The sequence below is a fragment of the Pseudomonas cedrina subsp. cedrina genome (genome assembly GCF_001983175.1).
In the GTDB taxonomy this organism is placed as follows: Bacteria; Pseudomonadota; Gammaproteobacteria; order Pseudomonadales; family Pseudomonadaceae; genus Aquipseudomonas; species Aquipseudomonas cedrina.
In genome coordinates, this window is sequence record NZ_MNPW01000007.1 from 219,210 (window position 1) to 240,026 (window position 20,817).

Annotated in this window: 13 protein-coding genes; 8 read left to right on the forward strand and 5 right to left on the reverse strand. The window is 61.2% G+C overall.

The window, feature by feature from the left end; translation table 11 throughout:
- Nucleotides 1–66: 66 nt before the first annotated feature.
- Nucleotides 67–3,777 (forward strand): methionine synthase, encoded by a 3,711-nt coding sequence (gene metH / locus BLL36_RS16495; RefSeq protein WP_076952450.1) that lies wholly within the window; start codon nucleotides 67–69, stop codon nucleotides 3,775–3,777.
- Nucleotides 3,778–3,781: 4 nt separating this feature from the next.
- On the opposite strand, the gene BLL36_RS16500 is transcribed toward metH, so the two are convergent.
- On the reverse strand, nucleotides 3,782–10,732 hold the full coding sequence (locus tag BLL36_RS16500) for an NEL-type E3 ubiquitin ligase domain-containing protein (RefSeq protein ID WP_076952451.1): 6,951 nt from the start codon (nucleotides 10,730–10,732) through the stop codon (nucleotides 3,782–3,784).
- A gap of 435 nt (nucleotides 10,733–11,167) precedes the next feature.
- Here BLL36_RS16500 and BLL36_RS16505 point away from each other — a divergent pair, with 435 nt between their 5' ends.
- From BLL36_RS16505 to BLL36_RS16515, 3 genes are all read left to right on the forward strand, one after another.
- Nucleotides 11,168–11,377 carry a DUF2970 domain-containing protein gene (locus BLL36_RS16505; protein ID WP_076952452.1) on the forward strand — a complete coding sequence of 70 codons (210 nt, stop codon included), beginning with the start codon at nucleotides 11,168–11,170 and terminating at the stop codon, nucleotides 11,375–11,377.
- 409 nt (nucleotides 11,378–11,786) lie between these two features.
- On the forward strand, nucleotides 11,787–13,445 hold the full coding sequence (locus tag BLL36_RS16510) for a nitrite/sulfite reductase (protein WP_076952453.1): 1,659 nt from the start codon (nucleotides 11,787–11,789) through the stop codon (nucleotides 13,443–13,445).
- Nucleotides 13,429–13,923 (forward strand): DUF934 domain-containing protein, encoded by a 495-nt coding sequence (locus tag BLL36_RS16515; RefSeq protein ID WP_043050275.1) that lies wholly within the window; start codon nucleotides 13,429–13,431, stop codon nucleotides 13,921–13,923. The genes BLL36_RS16510 and BLL36_RS16515 overlap by 17 nt, the downstream gene beginning before the upstream one ends.
- 126 nt (nucleotides 13,924–14,049) lie before the next feature.
- On the opposite strand, the gene BLL36_RS16520 is transcribed toward BLL36_RS16515, so the two are convergent.
- Nucleotides 14,050–14,442 (reverse strand): MerR family transcriptional regulator, encoded by a 393-nt coding sequence (locus BLL36_RS16520; RefSeq protein WP_076952454.1) that lies wholly within the window; start codon nucleotides 14,440–14,442, stop codon nucleotides 14,050–14,052.
- 71 nt (nucleotides 14,443–14,513) lie between these two features.
- Here BLL36_RS16520 and BLL36_RS16525 point away from each other — a divergent pair, with 71 nt between their 5' ends.
- Nucleotides 14,514–15,746, forward strand: a complete 1,233-nt coding sequence (locus BLL36_RS16525) for an NADH:flavin oxidoreductase/NADH oxidase family protein (RefSeq protein WP_076952455.1) — start codon at nucleotides 14,514–14,516, stop codon at nucleotides 15,744–15,746.
- Between the two features lie 79 nt (nucleotides 15,747–15,825).
- Nucleotides 15,826–17,550, forward strand: coding sequence for a ubiquinone-dependent pyruvate dehydrogenase (poxB, locus tag BLL36_RS16530; RefSeq protein ID WP_076952456.1), 1,725 nt, complete (start codon nucleotides 15,826–15,828; stop codon nucleotides 17,548–17,550).
- A 251-nt stretch (nucleotides 17,551–17,801) separates the two neighbouring features.
- Here the strand turns inward: poxB and BLL36_RS16535 are convergent, their stop codons facing one another.
- Entirely contained in the window at nucleotides 17,802–18,359 is a 558-nt protein-coding gene (locus BLL36_RS16535) for an NADPH-dependent FMN reductase (RefSeq protein WP_076952457.1), read from the reverse strand.
- Nucleotides 18,360–18,586: 227 nt separating this feature from the next.
- Here BLL36_RS16535 and BLL36_RS16540 point away from each other — a divergent pair, with 227 nt between their 5' ends.
- A complete protein-coding gene (locus BLL36_RS16540; RefSeq protein WP_076952458.1) occupies nucleotides 18,587–18,823 on the forward strand; it encodes a hypothetical protein in 237 nt (78 codons plus the stop codon).
- Nucleotides 18,824–18,886: 63 nt separating this feature from the next.
- On the opposite strand, the gene BLL36_RS16545 is transcribed toward BLL36_RS16540, so the two are convergent.
- Entirely contained in the window at nucleotides 18,887–19,231 is a 345-nt protein-coding gene (locus BLL36_RS16545; RefSeq protein ID WP_076952459.1) for a hypothetical protein, read from the reverse strand.
- 109 nt (nucleotides 19,232–19,340) lie between these two features.
- Between BLL36_RS16545 and BLL36_RS16550 the strand changes: the two genes are divergently transcribed.
- Nucleotides 19,341–20,234: a LysR substrate-binding domain-containing protein gene (locus BLL36_RS16550; RefSeq protein WP_076952460.1), complete on the forward strand. Its 894-nt coding sequence runs from the start codon at nucleotides 19,341–19,343 to the stop codon at nucleotides 20,232–20,234.
- Here BLL36_RS16550 and BLL36_RS16555 read toward each other — a convergent pair.
- Nucleotides 20,231–20,812: a GNAT family N-acetyltransferase gene (locus tag BLL36_RS16555; protein ID WP_076952585.1), complete on the reverse strand. Its 582-nt coding sequence runs from the start codon at nucleotides 20,810–20,812 to the stop codon at nucleotides 20,231–20,233. The two genes, BLL36_RS16550 and BLL36_RS16555, sit on opposite strands and share 4 nt — an antisense overlap.
- Between the last annotated feature and the right edge of the window lie 5 nt (nucleotides 20,813–20,817).

Here is a 20,817-nt window from a genome sequence, read left to right on the forward strand (position 1 = left end):
CTGCTCAAAATCGGCACAGGTTTGTTATGATTCGTGCCCTCCGTAATGCCTGACCAGAGTAGTCCCATGTCCGATCGTAGCGTTCGTCTGCAAGCCCTTCACCAAGCCCTCAAGGAACGTATCCTGATCCTCGACGGCGGCATGGGCACGATGATCCAGAGCTACAAGCTCGAGGAGCAGGACTACCGTGGCAAACGCTTCGCCGATTGGCCGAGCGACGTCAAGGGCAACAACGACCTGCTGGTGATCACCCGTCCGGACGTGATCGGCGGGATCGAGAAGGCCTACCTGGATGCCGGTGCCGACATCCTCGAGACCAACACCTTCAACGCCACCCGCATCTCCATGGCCGATTACGGCATGGAAGAACTGGCCTACGAACTCAACGTGGAAGGCGCACGCCTGGCCCGCAGGATCGCCGACGCCAAGACGGCCGAGAACCCGGCCAAGCCGCGCTTCGTCGCAGGCGTGCTCGGCCCGACCAGCCGCACCTGCTCGTTGTCGCCGGACGTGAACAACCCCGGCTACCGCAACGTGACCTTCGATGAGCTGGTGGAAAACTACACCGAGGCCACCCAGGGCCTGATCGAGGGCGGCGCCGACCTGATCCTGATCGAAACCATCTTCGACACCCTCAATGCCAAAGCCGCGATCTTCGCCGTGCAAGGCGTGTTCGAAGCGCTGGCTATCGAACTGCCGATCATGATCTCCGGCACCATCACCGATGCGTCCGGCCGCACCCTCTCGGGCCAGACCACCGAAGCGTTCTGGAACTCCGTGGCCCACGCCAAGCCGATTTCCGTGGGCCTGAACTGCGCCCTGGGCGCCAGCGAACTGCGTCCGTACCTGGAGGAGTTGTCCAACAAGGCCAACACCCATGTGTCCGCGCACCCCAACGCCGGCCTGCCCAACGAATTCGGCGAGTACGATGAATTGCCATCGGAAACCGCCAAGGTTATCGAAGAATTCGCCCAGAGCGGCTTTCTCAATATCGTCGGCGGCTGCTGCGGCACCACGCCGGGCCATATCGAGGCTATCGCCAAGGCCGTGGCCGGTTATGCGCCGCGCCCGATCCCGGACATCCCCAAGGCCTGCCGCCTGTCGGGCCTGGAGCCGTTCACCATCGATCGCAGCTCGTTGTTCGTCAACGTCGGCGAGCGCACCAACATCACCGGCTCCGCACGCTTTGCCCGCCTGATCCGTGAAGACAACTACACCGAAGCCCTCGAAGTCGCCCTGCAGCAGGTGGAAGCCGGCGCGCAGGTGATCGACATCAACATGGACGAGGGCATGCTGGATTCGAAGAAGGCCATGGTGACCTTCCTCAACCTGATCGCCGGCGAGCCGGACATCTCCCGCGTGCCGATCATGATCGACTCCTCCAAGTGGGAAGTGATCGAGGCAGGCCTCAAGTGCATTCAGGGCAAGGGCATCGTCAACTCCATCAGCATGAAGGAAGGCGTGGAGCAGTTCATTCACCACGCCAAGCTGTGCAAGCGCTACGGCGCGGCCGTGGTGGTGATGGCCTTCGACGAAGCCGGCCAGGCCGACACCGAAGCGCGCAAGAAAGAAATCTGCAAACGCTCCTACGACATCCTGGTCAATGAAGTCGGCTTCCCGCCGGAAGACATCATCTTCGACCCGAACATCTTCGCGGTGGCCACCGGCATCGAAGAGCACAACAACTACGCCGTCGATTTTATCAATGCCTGCGCCTATATCCGTGACGAACTGCCGTATGCGCTGACCTCCGGTGGCGTGTCCAACGTGTCGTTCTCGTTCCGTGGCAACAACCCGGTGCGCGAGGCGATCCACTCGGTGTTCCTGCTGTATGCGATCCGCAACGGCCTGACCATGGGGATCGTCAACGCCGGCCAGTTGGAGATCTACGACCAGATCCCGACCGAGCTGCGTGATGCGGTGGAAGACGTGGTGCTCAACCGCACCCCGGAAGGCACCGACGCCCTCCTCGCCATCGCCGACAAGTACAAGGGCGACGGCAGCGTCAAGGAAGCCGAAACCGAAGAATGGCGCGGCTGGCCGGTGAACAAGCGACTGGAACACGCGCTGGTCAAGGGCATTACCACGCACATTGTCGAAGACACCGAGGAATCCCGGCAGTCGTTCGCGCGCCCGATCGAAGTGATCGAAGGCCCGCTGATGTCCGGCATGAACATCGTCGGCGACCTGTTCGGCGCGGGCAAGATGTTCCTGCCCCAGGTGGTGAAGTCCGCCCGCGTGATGAAGCAGGCCGTGGCCCACTTGATCCCGTTCATCGAGCTGGAAAAAGGCGACAAGCCGGAGGCCAAGGGCAAGATCCTGATGGCCACGGTCAAGGGTGACGTGCATGACATCGGCAAGAACATCGTCGGCGTGGTGCTCGGTTGCAATGGTTATGACATCGTCGACCTCGGCGTGATGGTGCCGGCGGAGAAGATCCTGCAGGTGGCCAAGGAGCAGAAGTGCGACATCATCGGGTTGTCCGGCCTGATCACGCCGTCCCTGGATGAGATGGTGCATGTGGCCCGCGAGATGCAGCGCCAGGACTTCCACCTGCCGTTGATGATCGGCGGCGCCACCACCTCCAAGGCCCACACGGCGGTGAAGATCGAGCCCAAGTACAGCAACGACGCCGTCATCTACGTGACCGACGCTTCCCGCGCGGTGGGCGTGGCCACGCAGTTGCTGTCCAAGGAATTGAAGCCGGCGTTTGTCGAGAAGACCCGCCTGGAATACATCGATGTGCGCGAGCGCACCTCCAACCGCAGCGCGCGCACCGAACGCCTGAGCTACCCGGCGGCGATCGCCAAGAAGCCGCAGTTCGACTGGAGCAGCTACACCCCGGTGGTGCCGACCTTCACCGGCGCCAAGGTGCTGGACAATATCGACCTCAACGTCCTGGCCGAGTACATCGACTGGACGCCGTTCTTTATCTCGTGGGACCTGGCCGGCAAATTCCCGCGCATCCTCACCGATGAAGTAGTGGGTGAAGCCGCCACCGCGTTGTACGCCGATGCGCAGGAAATGCTCAGGAAGCTGATCGACGAAAAACTCATCAGCGCCCGCGCGGTCTTCGGCTTCTGGCCGACCAACCAGGTGCAGGACGATGACCTGGAAGTCTACGGCGACGACGGCCAGCCGATCGCAAAGCTGCATCATCTGCGCCAGCAGATCATCAAGACCGACGGCAAGCCGAACTTCTCCCTGGCCGACTTCGTGGCGCCCAAGGACAGCGGCGTGACGGACTACATCGGTGGCTTCATCACCACCGCCGGCATCGGCGCCGAGGAAGTGGCCAAGGCTTATCAGGATGCGGGCGACGATTACAACTCGATCATGGTCAAGGCCTTGGCCGACCGCCTGGCCGAAGCCTGCGCCGAGTGGCTGCACCAGCAGGTGCGCAAGGATTACTGGGGTTATGCCAAGGATGAGCAGCTGGATAACGAAGCGCTGATCAAGGAGCAGTACAGCGGCATCCGCCCAGCCCCCGGCTACCCGGCATGTCCGGATCACACCGAAAAAGCCCAGTTGTTCCAATTGCTCGACCCCGAGGCGCGGGAGATGCAAGCCGGGCGCAGCGGCGTGTTCCTCACCGAACACTACGCGATGTTCCCGGCGGCGGCAGTCAGCGGCTGGTACTTCGCCCACCCGCAGGCGCAGTACTTTGCCGTAGGCAAGGTTGACAAGGACCAGGTGCAAAGCTACACCGCGCGCAAGGGCCAGGATCTGGCCGTGACCGAGCGCTGGCTGGCGCCGAATCTGGGATACGACAACTGATCGGCTAACGGCCCAACGCGGCGATTTCGGCCGCTGACAGCTGCAACATCAAGGCTTGCCGCTCGTCCTCGTTGGCCTTTTGCAGGGTGTTGATTTTCTGCAGATACTCCGGGTTTATCTCGGGGTATTGGTCTTCCAGCGCCGCGGCTTCGCGTTCAAGGGCTTGTTGCAGCCTGGCGAAGTCGTCGGCATATTTCTCCTGCAAATACGCTTTCCAGTACGGGCGCGCAATCAGTTGCTCGCTGAACGCCGGTGTCTGTTCCTGCTCGATAATCCGCTGGTAAGCCGCATCCAGATCCGCCTGCACCACCCGTGACAGGGTTTGATAAATCATGCCCCTGGGCTGGCTCGGCAGCTCCAGGCGCTGGGCCAGGCCGACTCGGTAAGCCAGGCGAATTTCGGCGGGGTCGGTGGCCGGATTGAGTCGAATGCGCTCGCTGGCGATCGCTTCCAACTCGGCCAGACGGAACAGTCCCCTGGAGAGTTTGAGCAAGGCACGGCCTTTGTCGGTGGGATCAATTTCGCGCAAGGCATTGAATTCATACACCTCTACCTCCAATGCATTGAACAACAACATACGACCATCCCCGCAGGTCTCGCGATGCCTCGACGCCCGGGCGATGCTCATCAGCCGTTCACGCAGGGCCGGATCGGCATACGCGCCCTCGACAACGTCCCAGACCCGCTCGGCAAGGCCGGCGCGATCCTGCATAAAGTCGTGGGTTTGGCGCAGTTGCGCAAGAATATTGGCGAAATCCCCCGTCTGGTCGGCGGCCATCACCGCATCCCACATCTCGTGCTTCTCGGAATCTGCCGCTACGCCCTCAAACCAGCGATTTTTCTGAGTGGGCTGATCTTCCAGCTCAGGGTGAACGTCAGCGCCCTCATCGTCAAAAAAATCAGGGTCGTTGGCTAACAATTCGCGGTCGATCTGCCCGGCGGTAAAGCCCAAGCCTTGGCCGGTTTCGCGCAGATGTTCGCGTAGCACGGCGAATTCTTCCGCCGTCAACGGGTTATCGGACAGGTCGATGCCCTCCATCAAACCTGCATGTTGCGGTTCAAACGCGGTGCGAGGGATCGTCTCAAACTCGTTGCCCCGCAAGTTGAGACGCGTCAGTGCGGGGGCCTCCAGGGCACCTGCCGGCCAGTCGGTCAACCGGTTGCGGTTCAAATCCAGGTGTTGCAAGCGATCGAGGCCTGTCACGTCAAACTCCCGCAGTGTATTCCCGCCCAGGTCCAGTGTTTGCAAACGCGGCAAGGTGCGCAGCACGCGTTGTAACGGTCCGCTCTCCGTCAGCCCGTTATTGTTGATGCCCAGGTGGGTCAGGTCGGTCAGTTGGGTTACCGATTCGGGCAATTCACCCAGCGGGTTGCCATTGAGCATCAAGCGGTTCAACCGTGGAAAAGCGCGCAGAAAGGCATCCGACACACCCGTGAGCCCTGAACCGCTCAAGTCCAGTGCATCCACATGGCTAAAGCTGACCTCCAGCTCCGGCAGGTCGCCCAGGTTAAGGCCGCTCAAGTCAACGCTCTGGGAAGCCGCGGAACCCGTGACAGACACGTCGCGCAGCGCTTCTCGCCAGCAGGACAGCAGGCGGTCAGCCGCACGCCGACGGTCGGTGGCGTTCGCCCAGCCCTCACGGATACGCGTCGCAGGGCGATCGATCCAGGCGTTCAGATCGCGGATCATTGCCGCGTGCTGCGTCTGCCACCGGAGCAACGCGGCTTCAATGTCCATGGCACTCACCTCTTGCGCGAGCCAGGTGTCGATTCGCTGAACCGCTTGGGCGGTATCAAGCTGTGGATCAAGCCGTTGCAGGCGCTCGGCGGATGTCAAAGGCAGGTCTGGCTCTGCGCCAGGCGCTGGCAGCAGCAGATCGGGTTGCTGCGCGACCTCCACCGGGAAGAACTCCGGTTCGCCGCCGGTCCTGCCGGCGACCAGCATGCCGCGCTCGATCCCCAACGGATTGACGAACATGGTCGCCAGCGGTGTTCCGGGGCCGGTCGTTACAGCGAACTGCTGCGCCCTGGCCAGCGCCGGCGGGCTTAAACGGCAACCGCGCAAGCCAGTGCCCGCCAGCAGCACTTCGTGCCCCACCCACGCAGCCTCCGGAATGCTGTCGACAGCGCTGTAACTCAAGTCCAGGAAGCGTAGGCGTGGCAGGCTCAGCACACCTTCAGGCCATGCCGTGATCCGGGTCCTCGACAGATTCAGCGAAATCAATTCGGTCAGCGAGGCAACCGTCAGGCTGCCAACGCGATTTCGCGAGAGGTCCAGCCGCTGCAGCCCACTCAAGCGGTTCAACCGGGCCTGGGTCGGCGTGGTGATCGTCAGTTGATTGCCAGACAGGTTCAGCTCGATGAGCTGTGTCAGCTCTTCCAGGGCCTGGGGCAGTTCGGTGAGGTGGTTGCCACTCAGATCAAGTTCACCAAGCTGAGGAAACCGACGCAGGAACTCATTCAGCTGCGTGACCGTCAGTTCGAGGTTTCCCAGTTTCAGGCGACGTACGTGCGCAAAGACGGCTTCGTTCAACGTCGGCAAATTTCCTGGAGCACCGTACCCCGTCAAGTCCAGCGTCTCTGCTATCACCGAATCCGGGCCGCGTGTCGACGTCTGCGCCATAGGCTCGCGGGGCGCATACCTGGCCCTCTGCGCATCGCGCCAACAAGCCCGCAACCTGTCAGCCAGCACCGTGCGCTCATGGCTGGGCATTTGCACACCCGCCACCCGGGGACCCGCCACGCCTTCCCACTGCGCCAGGGAGGCCTCCACGTCGCGATATTCCTGATGCAGTGCCTCGACCTTCGCCAACAACGCCCGGCCCGAAAGCCCCTCTTGCTGAAGAGCGACGAAGACATGGTTCACGAATGCTTCATCGCGGGGAACCATGCTCTCAAGGCGGCCCTTACAGTAATCCCCCACCATCCTCGCCTCATCCACCAGGTGGGCCGAATTTTGATAGAGATACTCGAAAGCCCGCATGAACGCCTGTGGTTCCAGGGCCTTCCAGTTCAACGACAAACCACGCCATAGTCGTTCATGCCCACTGAACAGTGCGTCGGGCAGCGATGAAATTCGCGCGCGCGACAGATCCACTGATTCCAACCTGTCGAGCGCCAGAAGGCCGGTCGGCCAATCGCGCAGGTTTCCACTCAGCGTTACCCTGCGCAATGCCGTGTAGGTGCTGTAGTCGAGCACCGGGAGGCTCCCGCACAAGTGCAACTCCTGCAACTGGGTCATGCCCTGGAGCGCCTGGGTCAGTGCCGGTGAATAGGTCGTGAACCCTTCCTGCAACTCAAGTCTGAGCTCGGTAATGCGGTTGAGTGCAGTCAACTGATCGGCCAGGCCTGCCATGCCTTCCATGCCGCCAGAGATTTCAAGTCTCTCCAACGAGCTGAAGCGTGATAGAAGCGTGCCATCAGCCACCTGGAGACTGTCTGCCACCACGGTGCGCACATGGGAAAAATCGGAGGTCCACGTGGGTAGTTCGTCAGCGCCAAGCAGCGTAAGCCTGTAAGCAGGCGTCTGCCCGCGATAAAGCCCGCCTCGCCAGCAAGCAATGATCCGATTGGCGATTTCACGCCGGCGGGCCCCGAATACCCGAGGCGGCGTTGCCGAGCTTTCGACCCAACGATCCAGCACCGTATTTAACCCTTCAAACTCCCTGCGACGCTCCTCCAACAGATTGAACACCCGCTGATCGCTGTCGCCCGCCAGCCGACGGCTCCTGACGAATTGCAACGCTTGCTCATCACTGATATTGGGGTAGATAACCCGCGCCCTGGCGACCAATGGCCCATCAGCGAATCCCGCGACGTCACCGCTGGCCGCGTAGCCAACCCGGCCCGGTGTGCGCAGCAAGCGTCCTGCACCGTCCTTGAGCGCTTGGCGCTTGAGGATTCGCGACATGGCGTCACGATTGCTGCGCGCGTGGTCGATCACCTGCTGGCGCAAGGCTTCGCTCGGATTCTCCCCCAGTGAACGGCGCCATGTATCAGGCACCACTTGCAGCAGCGACTCAAATAGATTTCGGCCATACCTGGCAGCGCTGTTCAATGCCCTGCCCTCAGCGTCCATGGCTATAAAGTGATCCTCTTCCTTAACCAGGACATACCGCGACAACGCCTGCTCACTGCCGATGCTGTCCACCAGCGGCCCGCTGATGCCAAGGGAGCGCATTTCCACCCGAATATCCGCCGACCAGCCGGGCATTTGCTCCAGGCTGTGCAACGCCAACCGATCACTGGCCGTGGACGCCAGGTTTTCCAGGTACAAGCCGGCGAGTGCCCGAGTCAAACTGCTTTGATGCAACTGCACGCGAATCGCCTTGGCCAGCCGCAGGGGAATGCGCCCGGTGCTGCGCAGTTGGCTCAACTCGTCGGCGCTGGCAATGCCCAGCACAGGCTGCGCGGACTCTGGCGACAGCGACCGGAAACTGCGCTGAAGCAACTTCGTGTCGGCATCCGGCTCGGTCTGCCCACTCAACAGGCTGTCGAACAGTGACTTGCTTCGACCTTTTGCGTGATCGGCCAAGCGGTCCCTGAGCAGCTGCAGACGATCTGCATAAGACTGGACACTGTCATCGCCCAGCACACGCTTGGTCTGCGCTTCGTCGAGGGCTGCGAGGATTTTCTCCGGCCACTTCCCGGCAGCGACCTCTGACCGGGTAATTTTGATCGACTGTTTTGCACTGGCCGCGCCGTAGCGTTTTGAAGTCGCCCAGGGTTCGGGGCTGCTTAGCACTTCTATTCCCACCTCAACCGGCCATCCCGGCATTTCCACAGCCAGTGGAACAACGAATTGGCCAGGCTCGTCCATGCCAGCCCCCTCGCGGATTTGACCGATCACCTCGTCCACTTGTCGGTCGACCTCGAACAACCGGGCCGCTTGCGCAAACTCCGGGGGCGCAGGTTTATTATCGACGTGAAGTGCACGCAGGACTTCGTCACTGACGCCGCTGACCTCGGCGATCTGTTCCACTTGTGTGTCGGTAAAGCGCTCCATGTGCGGCCCGGTCCGCCGCAGCAGCGCCAGACGTTGCCACTCCAGCGGTCGTTCCAGGCTGTGACGCCAGGCGCCGTTGCCGTTGTGCCGCAAAATCGGCTGGTAGGCATCTATTTCGTGGGGATGCTTGATCCGCCATTGCTTGATCGCTGGGTCGAAGATATTTTCGTAAGTATTACCCTCCAGCGTAATGTAGGTCTTGCCGGCTACCTGATACTGCCCCAGCGCATCAGGTTTGAGGCCCTTGAGCGAAACGCCGCTCTTGTACGCCGAAAGGTCCGGATGCCATAAACGCAGTTTGCCGAAAGGCGATCGCACCCGGGCCATCCCGTTGACGAACGTCGACGGCAATATCGGCGGCGCCTTGGCCGCCACTGCCCCCAGTGCCGCCATGTATGCGACGTTCTGCATGATCGAAGTCAGGTGCGCCCAGGCTTCATCACTGTCACCGACGCTCCATGCGTGAGCCCCCTGATAAACCTCGTACCCCAGTTGCATGGCGGTAACCGCCATCATCACCTCGCCCAACCCAGGCACGAAGAACGCCGCAACGTTGAGTACGTTCAACCCCCATTCGGCCCAATGCGTGAGGCGATTGATCCAGGCATTGTGATCAACCTGCTCGGTGGGCACCGCCAGCAGCTTGGCGCTGGACTTGATCCGTGCCAGGTGCTTTTCGTAGAGATGGCCGAACACGTCGGTATCTATGAAAGATTCTTCAGCGTGCAGTTTTACATTGTCGTTCCAGACCGATTCGTAAATTCCATGCATGAAGACCGCGGGGTTGTAGTTCGGGCCCGGGTAAACGGGATTGGGGTTCCACCGTAAGACTTTCAACTGGCTTTTGAGCCGTCGCAAGAATGTCTGCGCCTCGTTCTGAGACAAGAGCCCTGCAAAAAAGCGCTGGTAGTTGGAGGAACGCAGATTGACCGCCAACGCCGCCAAAAACGCCTCAAGCGAACGGTACTCCTTGACCGGCGCCAGTGGGTCGCCCGGGATGCACACAATGATCCGACTGGGGACGAGCAACGACTCGTACTGCCTGACTATGGGGGGCACGAAATCGGTGACGACAGACCGCCTGCGCAAGGCGGTACTGATAACGACCACGTCGTTCACGTCCGCCCCCAAAAGATTCAATTGGCTGAAAGCCACCGGCCAGCCATAAAACGATGGCGCGGGCGTGCCATCCAGGATTTCGAGCAACGTTGTGCGGGCCGTTTCGCTGATGGCGTCGCGCATTCGAGCGATATGGGTTTGGACCCGCAACGTATCCTTGTTGGCCTGGACCATCTGCTGGCGCACCTGCGCAGCGGTAGCGGGTGTTTCAAACACAGCACTCAGGTGTGCCTGATACTGCTTGCCCAGATCCAGTTGGCGACACAGGCTGGCGAACGCCGCAGGCTTGATCGCCAACCTGTCGCGCAGGTGATAGCGAACTTTCGCAAATGGATAGGTATCGCGCTTGTCGTAAAGAATCTGCTCCAGCGAGCCCGCTGGCGCCAGCCCGCTGGTTTCCTGCAACACCACATCGTCAAACGGCTCATCGGCCTCGAAATTGTGCAGCGCCGCTTGTAGCAACGATTGCTGCTCCATGCGGTTGGGCGCACGCAGATGGTAAAGCACCGTCTTGTTGACGTCGGGCGCCAGGCCGAACTGCTTGCGCATGGCTTCGAGCAGCAGTGGCTCGCTGAACTCGGTGATGCCTTTGAACGCTTTCAGCGCCGTGGCCATCGCCTGGGTTGACGCCTGGCGCCGTGCGCCACTGTCGATCAACGCCTGGCGCAGTGACGGGGTGGCGGCAGCGTATTTCTCGGGGAAGGCTTGCCGGAACTGCTGCACCGGATCGCGGGCGCGGTGCAACGCCTGGATATCGGATGCAGCCAGGTGCTTGATCCATCCAGGCAAGTTGGCCTTGATGAAAGAAGCATGAAATGAAGAGACGGGCATGTTGCGAGTTCCTGATTCGTCATGAAGAACCCTCAGAAAACCACGCCAACGGCGCCCTAAAGCGGTGCACTCTTATGGCAGCATGGGTATCTACACAACTTTCAGTTGACCAATCTCCCTGTGGGAGCTGTCGAGCTTTAGCGAGGCTGCGAAAGCGGTGGGTCAGGCGGAAAAAATGCCAGCAGTGCCGCCGCCTTCGCAGCCTCGCTGGGGCTCGACAGCTCCCACATTTTGAACCGCGTTCGACATGAATACCGGTCGGCTCTAAGGCCGCCGCGCTTTGTTTTTGATCTTGATCTGGGCCGCCCCGTCAACCACGCTGGCCGATACCCATGCTTATGGCCGGGAAGCAGATCAGGCAAAGAGGCGACGCGCTGCGCTCAAGCCCGTCGGATTGTCTATGCTGTTCCTCACACACCTTGTGGTGAGGACCCTATGGACGAGCACAAACCTCCGACCTTCTGGCAAATGCTGCACAGCGTGGTCGCCGCGGCATTCGGCGTGCAAAGCGGTAAAAACCGGGCACGCGACTTCACCCATGGCAAGCCCAGCCACTTTGTGATTCTGGGCATTCTATTTACCGCAGTGTTTGCGCTGACGCTGTTTGGCATCGTCAAGCTGGTCTTGCACCTGGCCGGAGTGTAAACCGAATCAAACATGTGGGAGCTGGCTTGCCTGCTCCCACATGGGATTGTCACTGGTCATATTTACTGGTGGCTGACCCAGAACACAGCAGTGCCCACCACCAGGATGATCAGGAACAGAATGGCCCAGGCGTCCACGGTACTGTCGGGTTTACGGGCTTTTGTCGGATTGCTCATCGCATCGCCTCTTATCGGTTTTATAGGTGACTGCATCAAGACTCGATCACAGTAAAGTTCATACTTGCCCTTATGACAACTGTGGGTATCGCGAGAATCAGTCTCAATAGTCGATTTGGTTATTTGCATATACTCAAACATCACTTTTGCGCATAAACACAAACTGTTATCGTGCGCCGGCTCCGTTGGGAGTGCGCGGCCGTGCGCGCAGATTTGCCGAGAACAGGACCTATATGTACGTATACGACGAATACGATCAGCGCATCATTGAGGACCGCGTCAAGCAGTTCCGTGATCAGACCCGACGCTATCTGGCAGGTGAACTGAGCGAAGAAGAGTTCCGCCCTCTGCGCCTGCAAAATGGCCTTTACGTTCAGCGCTTTGCGCCAATGCTGCGGGTGGCCGTGCCCTATGGCCAACTGACGTCGCGCCAGACGCGAATGATGGCCAAGATTGCCCGCGACTTCGACAAGGGCTATGCCCACATCAGTACCCGCCAGAACGTACAGTTCAACTGGCCGGCGCTGGAAGACGTGCCGGACATCCTGGCTGAACTGGCCACCGTGCAGATGCACGCCATCCAGACCAGCGGTAACTGCCTGCGCAACGTGACCACCGACCAATTCGCCGGCGTTGCCGCCGATGAGCTGATCGACCCACGCCCCTGGTGCGAAATCGTCCGCCAATGGACGACGTTCCACCCCGAGTTCGCGTACCTGCCCCGCAAGTTCAAGATCGCCATCAATGGCTCGACCTCGGACCGCGCCGCCATTGAAGTGCACGATATCGGCCTGGAGCCGGTGCACAACGCCGCCGGCGAGCTGGGCTTTCGCGTACTGGTCGGTGGCGGCCTCGGCCGTACCCCGGTGGTCGGCGCGTTCATTAACGAGTTCCTGCCGTGGCAGGACCTGTTGAGCTACCTTGACGCCATCCTGCGGGTCTACAACCGCTATGGCCGTCGTGACAACAAGTACAAGGCCCGGATCAAGATCCTGGTAAAAGCGCTGACCCCTGAAGTGTTCGCACAGAAAGTCGACGCTGAAATGGAGCACCTGCGCGGCGGCCAGACCACCCTGACCGAAGCCGAAGTGCACCGCGTGGCCAAGCATTTCGTCGACCCTGAATACAAGGCCCTGAGCAATCAGGACGCCGAGTTGGCAGCGCTGGATAAAGAACACCCGGGGTTCGCCCGCTGGCGTGGCCGCAACACCCTGGCGCACAAGAAGCCGGGCTATGTGGCGGTGACCCTGTCGCTCAAGCCTACCGGTGTTGCACCGGGCGATATCACCGACAAGCAGCTCGACGCCGTCGCCGACCTGGCCGACCGCTACAGCTTCGGCCAATTGCGCACCTCCCACGAGCAGAACATCATCCTCGCGGACGTCGAGCAGAGCCAACTGTTCACCCTGTGGGGCGAGCTGCGCGAAAGCGGTTTCGCCACGCCGAACATCGGCCTGCTGACCGACATCATCTGCTGCCCGGGCGGCGACTTCTGCTCCCTGGCCAACGCCAAGTCGATCCCGATCGCCGAATCGATCCAGCGTCGTTTCGACGACCTGGACTACCTGTTCGACATCGGCGAGCTGGACCTGAACATTTCCGGTTGCATGAACGCCTGTGGTCACCACCACGTCGGCCATATCGGCATCCTGGGCGTGGACAAGAAAGGCGAAGAATTCTACCAAGTGTCCCTGGGTGGCAGCGCCAGCCGCGATGCGAGCCTGGGCAAGATCCTCGGCCCGTCCTTCGCCCAGGAAGCCATGCCCGAGGTGATCGGCAAACTGATCGATGTGTACATCGAACAGCGCACCGAAGATGAACGTTTCATCGACACCTACCAGCGCATCGGCATTGACCTGTTCAAGGAGCGCGTCTATGCAGCGAATCATTAAAAACAACGAAGTCGTCGACGAAACCTGGCACCTGCTGCCCAAGGATGCGAGCTTCGACGGCATCTCCAACTGCGACGACCTGATCGTGCCGCTGGCGCTGTGGCGTGAACACGGCCACGCGCTCAAGGCCCGCGACGGCGGCCTGGGTGTGTGGCTGGACGCCGATGAAGAAGCCGAGGAGATCGGTGACGACGTGGAACATTTCCAAGTCATCGCCCTGAACTTCCCGGCCTTCACCGACGGTCGCAACTACTCCAACGCGCGGCTGCTGCGTGACCGTTACGGTTACAAAGGCGAATTGCGCGCGATTGGCGATGTACTGCGCGACCAGCTCTTCTACCTGCGCCGCTGCGGGTTCGACGCCTTCGCCCTGCGCGCCGACAAAGACCCGTACGAAGCGCTGGAAAGCCTCAAGGACTTCTCGGTGACGTACCAGGCCGCGACGGACGAACCGCTGCCCTTGTTCCGACGCCGCTGAACCTGTAGGAGCGAGGGGGGCGCCTAGCCCTTGCTCGCGAAGATAGCCAACGATAACGCGCGCGCCCTGGATATACGCGGTGTCATGGCGTTTTTCGCGAGCAAGAGCTAGGCGCCCCCCTCGCTCCTACAAGCTGTCCAGTATCTGCTGCTGCCCCATTGAACACGTCCCCCCTTCCGGCTGGGCCCGCACCACTTCGATCACCCCCAGCAACTGCGCCTTGCTGTGGGCCAACTGCGCCTGCATCTGTTCGATCTGCGTCACCTTGCGCTCAAGCGCTTCGATCAGCGCCTCGCGCTTATGCTCTCCCGGCGCGGGCATCAATGCCTTGAGTTCCTGCAAGGTGAAGCCGGCTTGCTGCGCGCTCTGGATCAATTGCAGGGTGTGCAACGCCTGCGGGGCATAGCGCCGATAGCCATTGGCCTGGCGCCCCACCTGGCTGATCAGCCCTTCGGCTTCATAGAAGCGGATACGCGACGCCGCCAGCCCACTTTGTTTTGCCAACTCACCTATGTTCATTACAACGCCCGCTTGACATTAAAGTTAACTTTAAGCTTAGCCTGGGACCTCCCCCGCTCAGGAGTCAACCCATGTCACCTTTTGAAGCCTTGCAACTGCCCAATGGTCAAGTCATCGCCAACCGTATCGCCAAGGCCGCGATGGAGGAGAATATGGCGGATGCCAACCAGGCCCCCTCGCGCCAATTGAAGCAGCTTTACAAGGCCTGGGCGGACGGCGAGCCGGGCCTGTTGTTGACCGGCAACGTGATGATCGACCGCCGCGCCATGACCGGCCCCGGCGGCGTGGCCCTGGAAGATGAACAACACTTGGACAGCTTTCGCGAATGGGCGGACGTGGCCCGCGCCAAGGGCGTGCACTTCTGGGTGCAGCTCAGCCATCCGGGGCGCCAGACCATGGCCAACCTCGGCCAGCAAGCGTTGGCGCCCTCCGCGGTTGCGCTGGACCTGGGCGGGTTTTCCAGGATGTTCGCCAAGCCCAAGGCGATGAGCGAAGACCAGATCCAGGACGTGATCCAACGCTTCGCCACCAGCGCGCGCCTGGCCGAGAAAGCCGGGTTCACCGGCGTGCAGATCCATGGCGCCCACGGTTACCTGCTCAGCCAGTTTCTGTCGCCGTTGAGCAACCAGCGCACCGACCGCTGGGGCGGCCCCCTGGAGAACCGCGCACGCCTGTTGCTGGAGGTGATCCACGCCGTGCGCGCCGTGGTCAGCCCGTCGTTCTGCGTGGCGGTCAAACTCAATTCGGCGGACTTCCAGCGTGGTGGTTTCGACGAAGCCGATGCGCGCAGGGTGGTCGAGATGCTCAACCCGCTGCCCATCGACTTGCTGGAATTGTCCGGCGGCAGCTACGAAGCCCCGGCCATGCAAGGCGAAGCACGGGACGGTCGCACCCTGGCTCGCGAGGCGTACTTCCTCGAATTCGCCGCGCAAATGGCGAGCATCGCCAAGATGCCGCTGATGGTCACCGGTGGTATTCGCCGCCTGCCAATCGTGCAGCAAGTGCTCGACAGCGGCATCGCCATGGCCGGCATTGCCACTGCCCTGACGCTGGAACCGCAGTTGCTGCGCCACTGGCGCGAAGGCCGCGACCCCAACCCGCAACTCAAGCCGATCGACTGGAAGCGCAAGCCTCTGGCGTCGCTTGCCACCCTCGCGGTGGTGCGCGACCAGATGCGCCGCCTCAGTCGCGGCCTCTTGCCCAAGGCCAAGGTTGCCCCCTGCATGGCACTGGTGCGTGACCAATGGTTTATCGCCCGGCGCACCCGGCAATACCGTGCGGCCATGACACAAACGTCCAATTAATCACGGGAGTATTCGCCATGATCGAACTGTCCCCTATTGATCTCACCGTTTTTAACCTCACTGACGATTGGAGTTCTTCATGGCGAAAATCAACCTGGCCCAGCAGTTGGCGACCACCCTTGAACAGGCGGGCGTCAAGCGCATCTGGGGCCTGACCGGCGACAGCCTCAATGGCCTCACCGACGCCCTGCGCACCATGGACAGCATCGAGTGGATGCATGTGCGCCACGAAGAAGTGGCGGCGTTCGCCGCCGGGGCCGAAGCGGCCGCCACCGGTGAGCTGACCGTCTGCGCCGGCAGCTGCGGGCCGGGTAATCTGCACTTGATCAATGGCCTGTTCGACTGCCATCGCAACCATGTGCCGGTGCTGGCGATTGCCGCGCAGATTCCGTCCTCGGAGATCGGCCTGAATTACTTCCAGGAAACCCATCCCCAGGAGCTGTTCAAAGAGTGCAGCCACTTTATCGAACTGGTCACCAACCCCGAGCAAATGCCCCAGGTGCTGCACCGCGCCATGCGCTCGGCGATTCTCAATCGTGGGGTGGCGGTGGTGGTGATTCCGGGGGATGTGTCGCTGCTGGAAGTGGAAGACAAGCTCAAGCCATGGCCTGCCCTGCACGCCCCGCGCACACTGCCGGCGGAACAGGACCTGCAACGCCTCACCGAGATCCTTCAAAGCAGCCAGAAGACTACCCTGCTGTGCGGCAGCGGCTGTGCCGGTGCCCATGACCAGGTGGTGGCGCTGGCAGACGCGCTGGGCGCGCCGGTGGTGCATGCCCTGCGCGGCAAGGAACATGTGGAGTGGGATAACCCGTTCGACGTGGGCATGACCGGCCTGATCGGTTTCAGCTCCGGTTACCACGCCATGCTCGATTGCGACACGTTGATCATGCTGGGTACCGACTTTCCGTACCGCCAGTTCTACCCCACCGATGCAACCATCATCCAGGTTGACCGTGATCCGCAGGCGCTCGGCCGTCGCGCCACCTTGGATCTGGGGATTGCCGCCGACGTCAGCGAAACCATCGGCGCCCTGCTGCCGCGCTTGACGCGCAAGACCGACCGCAGCTTTCTCGAGACTTCCTTGAAGCACTACGAAAAAGCACGCCAGAGGCTGGATGACCTTGCGCAGCCGTCCAAGGCCGACCGGCCGATCCATCCTCAATATGTGGCGCGCTTGCTCAGCGAACTGGCGGATGACGATGCGATCTTCACCGCCGACGTCGGCTCGCCGACCGTATGGGCTGCGCGCTATCTGAAAATGAACGGCAAGCGCCGGCTGATCGGTTCGTTCAACCACGGCTCGATGGCCAATGCCATGCCCCAGGCCATTGGCGCGCAGGCCGCCTTTCCCGGTCGCCAGGTGATTTCGATGTCGGGAGACGGTGGTTTCGCGATGTTGATGGGCGACTTCATCTCGTTGGCGCAACTGAAGCTGCCGGTGAAAGTCATCGTGTTCGATAACGCGTCGCTGGGCTTTGTCGCCATGGAAATGAAAGCGGCAGGTTACCTCGACGCCGGCACAGAGCTGAAAAACCCGGACTTCGCGGCCATGTCCAACGCCATGGGCATTCTCGGCATCCGCGTGGAGCAATCCGAAGACCTCGAACCGGCCCTGCGCCGCGCCCTGGCCCATGACGGCCCGGTGCTGGTGGATGTGGTCACTGCCACCCAGGAGTTGGTGATGCCGCCGACGATCAAGCTGGAGCAGGCCAAAGGGTTCAGCCTGTATATGCTCAAGGCGGTGATGAGTGGGCGTGGGGATGAGGTGATCGAACTGGCGCGGACTAACTGGTTGCGCTGATCGAAGGTTTGGCATCGTCCAAATGTGGGAGCGGGCTTGCTCGCGAATGCGGTCTGTAGTGAGCGGGCTTGCCCCGCGCTGGGCTGCGAAGCGGCCCCAATAAAGACACCGCCGCCCTCCAGGTAGAACCGAGTCGCCTGGTTGGGGGCGGCTTCGCCACCCAGCGCGGGGCAAGCCCGCTCACTACACTGCGCATTCGCGAGCAAGTCGAATCGTCGCACCGCCGCTCCCACATTGGACCTTCAGTGTTCTCAGGATTTCTGTTTTTCTACCCACTGTGCGTAGGCATCAATAAACGCCTGCAGGAACGGCCTGGTCTTTTCCGACACCTTCCCCGCCTCATCAAACACGCTGCCCGCCCCGCCCAGGTAGGCTTCCGGCTGCTGCATGCACCACACATCCAGGAACACCAGCGACTGGCGCAGATGATGGTTGGCGCCAAACCCGCCAATCGCACCCGGCGACACGCTGATGATCGCCCCCGGCTTGCCGCTCCAGGCACTCTGGCCGTACGGCCGGGAACCTACGTCAATCGCATTCTTCAACGGGGCGGGCACGGAGCGGTTGTATTCCGGGGTCACAAACAGCACCGCGTCGGATGAACTCACCTGTTGGCGGAAAGTACTGTAGGCTGCGGGCGGTGAATCGCCGTCAATGTCTTCGTTGTAGAGCGGCAAATCGCCAATTTCCACAATGCTCAACTTCAGGTTGGCAGGGGCCAGTTCGGCCAGTGCCAGCGCGACTTTGCGGTTGATCGAGTCTTTTCTCAAGCTGCCGACCACGACGGCTACGGTGTAGACCTTGCTCATTGGGGTTTCCCGACGTCTGACTAAAGGAGCTTGTAGTTATAAAGTCTTCGCGGCGTGCGCACCAGAAGGTTTTGAGAATCCGCAGGACGTTTACCTTGCGGCATAACGCGTAGGAAGCGTCTGAAATTACCGATGAATAGTATTTTTATTCCGTAAGTAAACTACCCCGCTCCATAACGGTCTACAGAACCGCAAATCGAGTGTTTATCTCCAGAGGTTCTAAACAGATGGCAGCAGTACTAGTCGGACAGTTTCATGCCAGAGACGCAGAAGGACGTGTGTATTCGGTGCATGAGTTCCAGGAATCAGACCCGGCGCAAGGCGCCCTGGCTGGCTCGGCACCTACCACCACCTACAAGCTGGCCATTGGCGATCGTGTAGAGAAACTGGAAGGCGACGAATTCAAGCTGATTCAATCGGGCACCATTCTTGTGCGTGAGTCGCAAACCACACTCGCTTCATAAGGCTCGCCCTGTCCACCTGCCCGGTCCTGGCCATTGATGATGGCGTCGACTGGGCCGGGGCGATCACGGCCGATGAATCTGCGTGACTTCAATTTCCTGCTCGCCCTCGACCTGTTTCAAGGTCACCAGCAAACGCCCGCGCTCGCCCTCCACCGCAAATATTGAACGCTGGTAACCCGCCGTGTTGTAACCGGGATGCGCGACCACCTGCCTGACCAGTGCCACGTCCAGCACCGCGCCCACCTGTTCGGCCACCTGTTCCTGTGAGCGAATGAACGCCTCAAGTGCCAGGTTTTCCGGCGTGGTTTCGCTTTGAGTGTTGAAGAGATAAGCGGCCGCGCACCCGATGGTCACCAGGACCACCCACTGCTTGACCGTTACCCCGAGGAATATCGAGGGTAGAGGCATTTGAGACCAGACCTGTTTTTGTTGTTAACGCCGGTAGCCGGCTTTGGTCGTTGATGATCAGCGCAGCCATTCTATTGAATACACAGCGCGCTGCACATAGACTCCGGCGATGCGTTTACGTCATATCGAAGTGATTCAGGCCATTTTGCAGACCGGACACCCAGGCCTGGCCGCCGAGTGGTTGCAACTTCCCGTGGGCGATGTAGAGGCGGCGCTCAAGGAAGCCGAGCAGCAACTGGGCTTTATGCTCTTTGCCAGCGTCCGTGGACGTTTGCAGGCAACCCGCGAAACCCTGGAGTTGCAGGCACACATCGCCCATGTGTATGAGGCGCTGGAACCCGTGCAACGCCTGGCCAGCCGCTTGAAACACCATCACGCCCCGACCCTGCGCGCCCTGTGCACGCCGCCCCTGGCTAACCAACTGCTGCCGCAAAGCATCGCGATGCTACGCCGGCGCTTCCAGGACACCCCGTGCAACCTGTCGAGCCAGCCCACCCGAGAGATCGTCAGGAGCCTGCTGCTGCACGAAGCCGACGTGGGGCTGAGCCTGCATGATCCGCAACACCCGCAGATCCACAGCGTCGTGCTGGCCCAGGGCAAGCTGCAATTGCTCGCACCCCATGGCTGGCTCAAACCCAAGCAGAAGTACATCGCGGTGCAGGACCTGGCGGGACAATCGATGATCGGGCTTGAGGGCCAGGACCCGCTCAGCCGCCTGCTGGATGCCAAGCTGCAAGCCTTGCGCCCGTTGCCGGTGGTGCAGACGCGCGTACAGACCTACCAGATGATGCGCAGCATGGTGGAAGCCGGAGAAGGCTTGGCGGTGGTCGATCCCTTCACCGCGTGCGGCGCGCGGGAGGCAGGGCTGGATGCGTGCCCGGTGTCGCCGCCGATCATGGTCAGCCTGTATGCTCTGACCCTCAAGGAAGCCGCAGCCTCCCCCGCGCTGAATGCGCTGTTGGAGATCGTGACGCAGAAGGCCGAAGGCCTGCTGGCGGGCTAAGCCTTGTCGGCTTCGCTCTTGAACAACCGGTACCAGAATATCGCCACTTCGCGGGTTTGCGGGTCAATGCCGCGATAGCGCAGGTGGTCGATCCCGCCCATCACATAACCACAGCGCTCGTACAGACGGCAGGCGCCGAGGTTGTTGTTCTGAGTTTCCAGCATCATGCCCGGCAGGTTTTTCTTGCGGCTCCAGAACTGCGCCACATCCAGCAATGCCTTGGCCACCCCATGGCGCCGCGCCGGCAGGACCACGGCCAGCTCATCGACATGGGCAAAACCGTTCCAATTGGTACTGACCACGATGTGCCCCACCGGGCGGTCGTCCAGGTAGGCCATGAAGATCGCGCTGTCGGGCGCGTCGCGAAAACTGGCGAACTCCTCGGGATCGATCCCATAGCACTTGCGGTACGGCAGGATGCGCTCCACGGGCCATTGATCGACCCGCTTGCCCATCTGCGGCTCACCATAGGCGCTGACCTCAAAGCTGAAGTCATTGCCCCACACGTAGGCATCGAAGCCCTCGTCGGCGACCCGGACACTGAGCCCCGGATACTTCGGGTTCATTACAGCTTGCATAAACA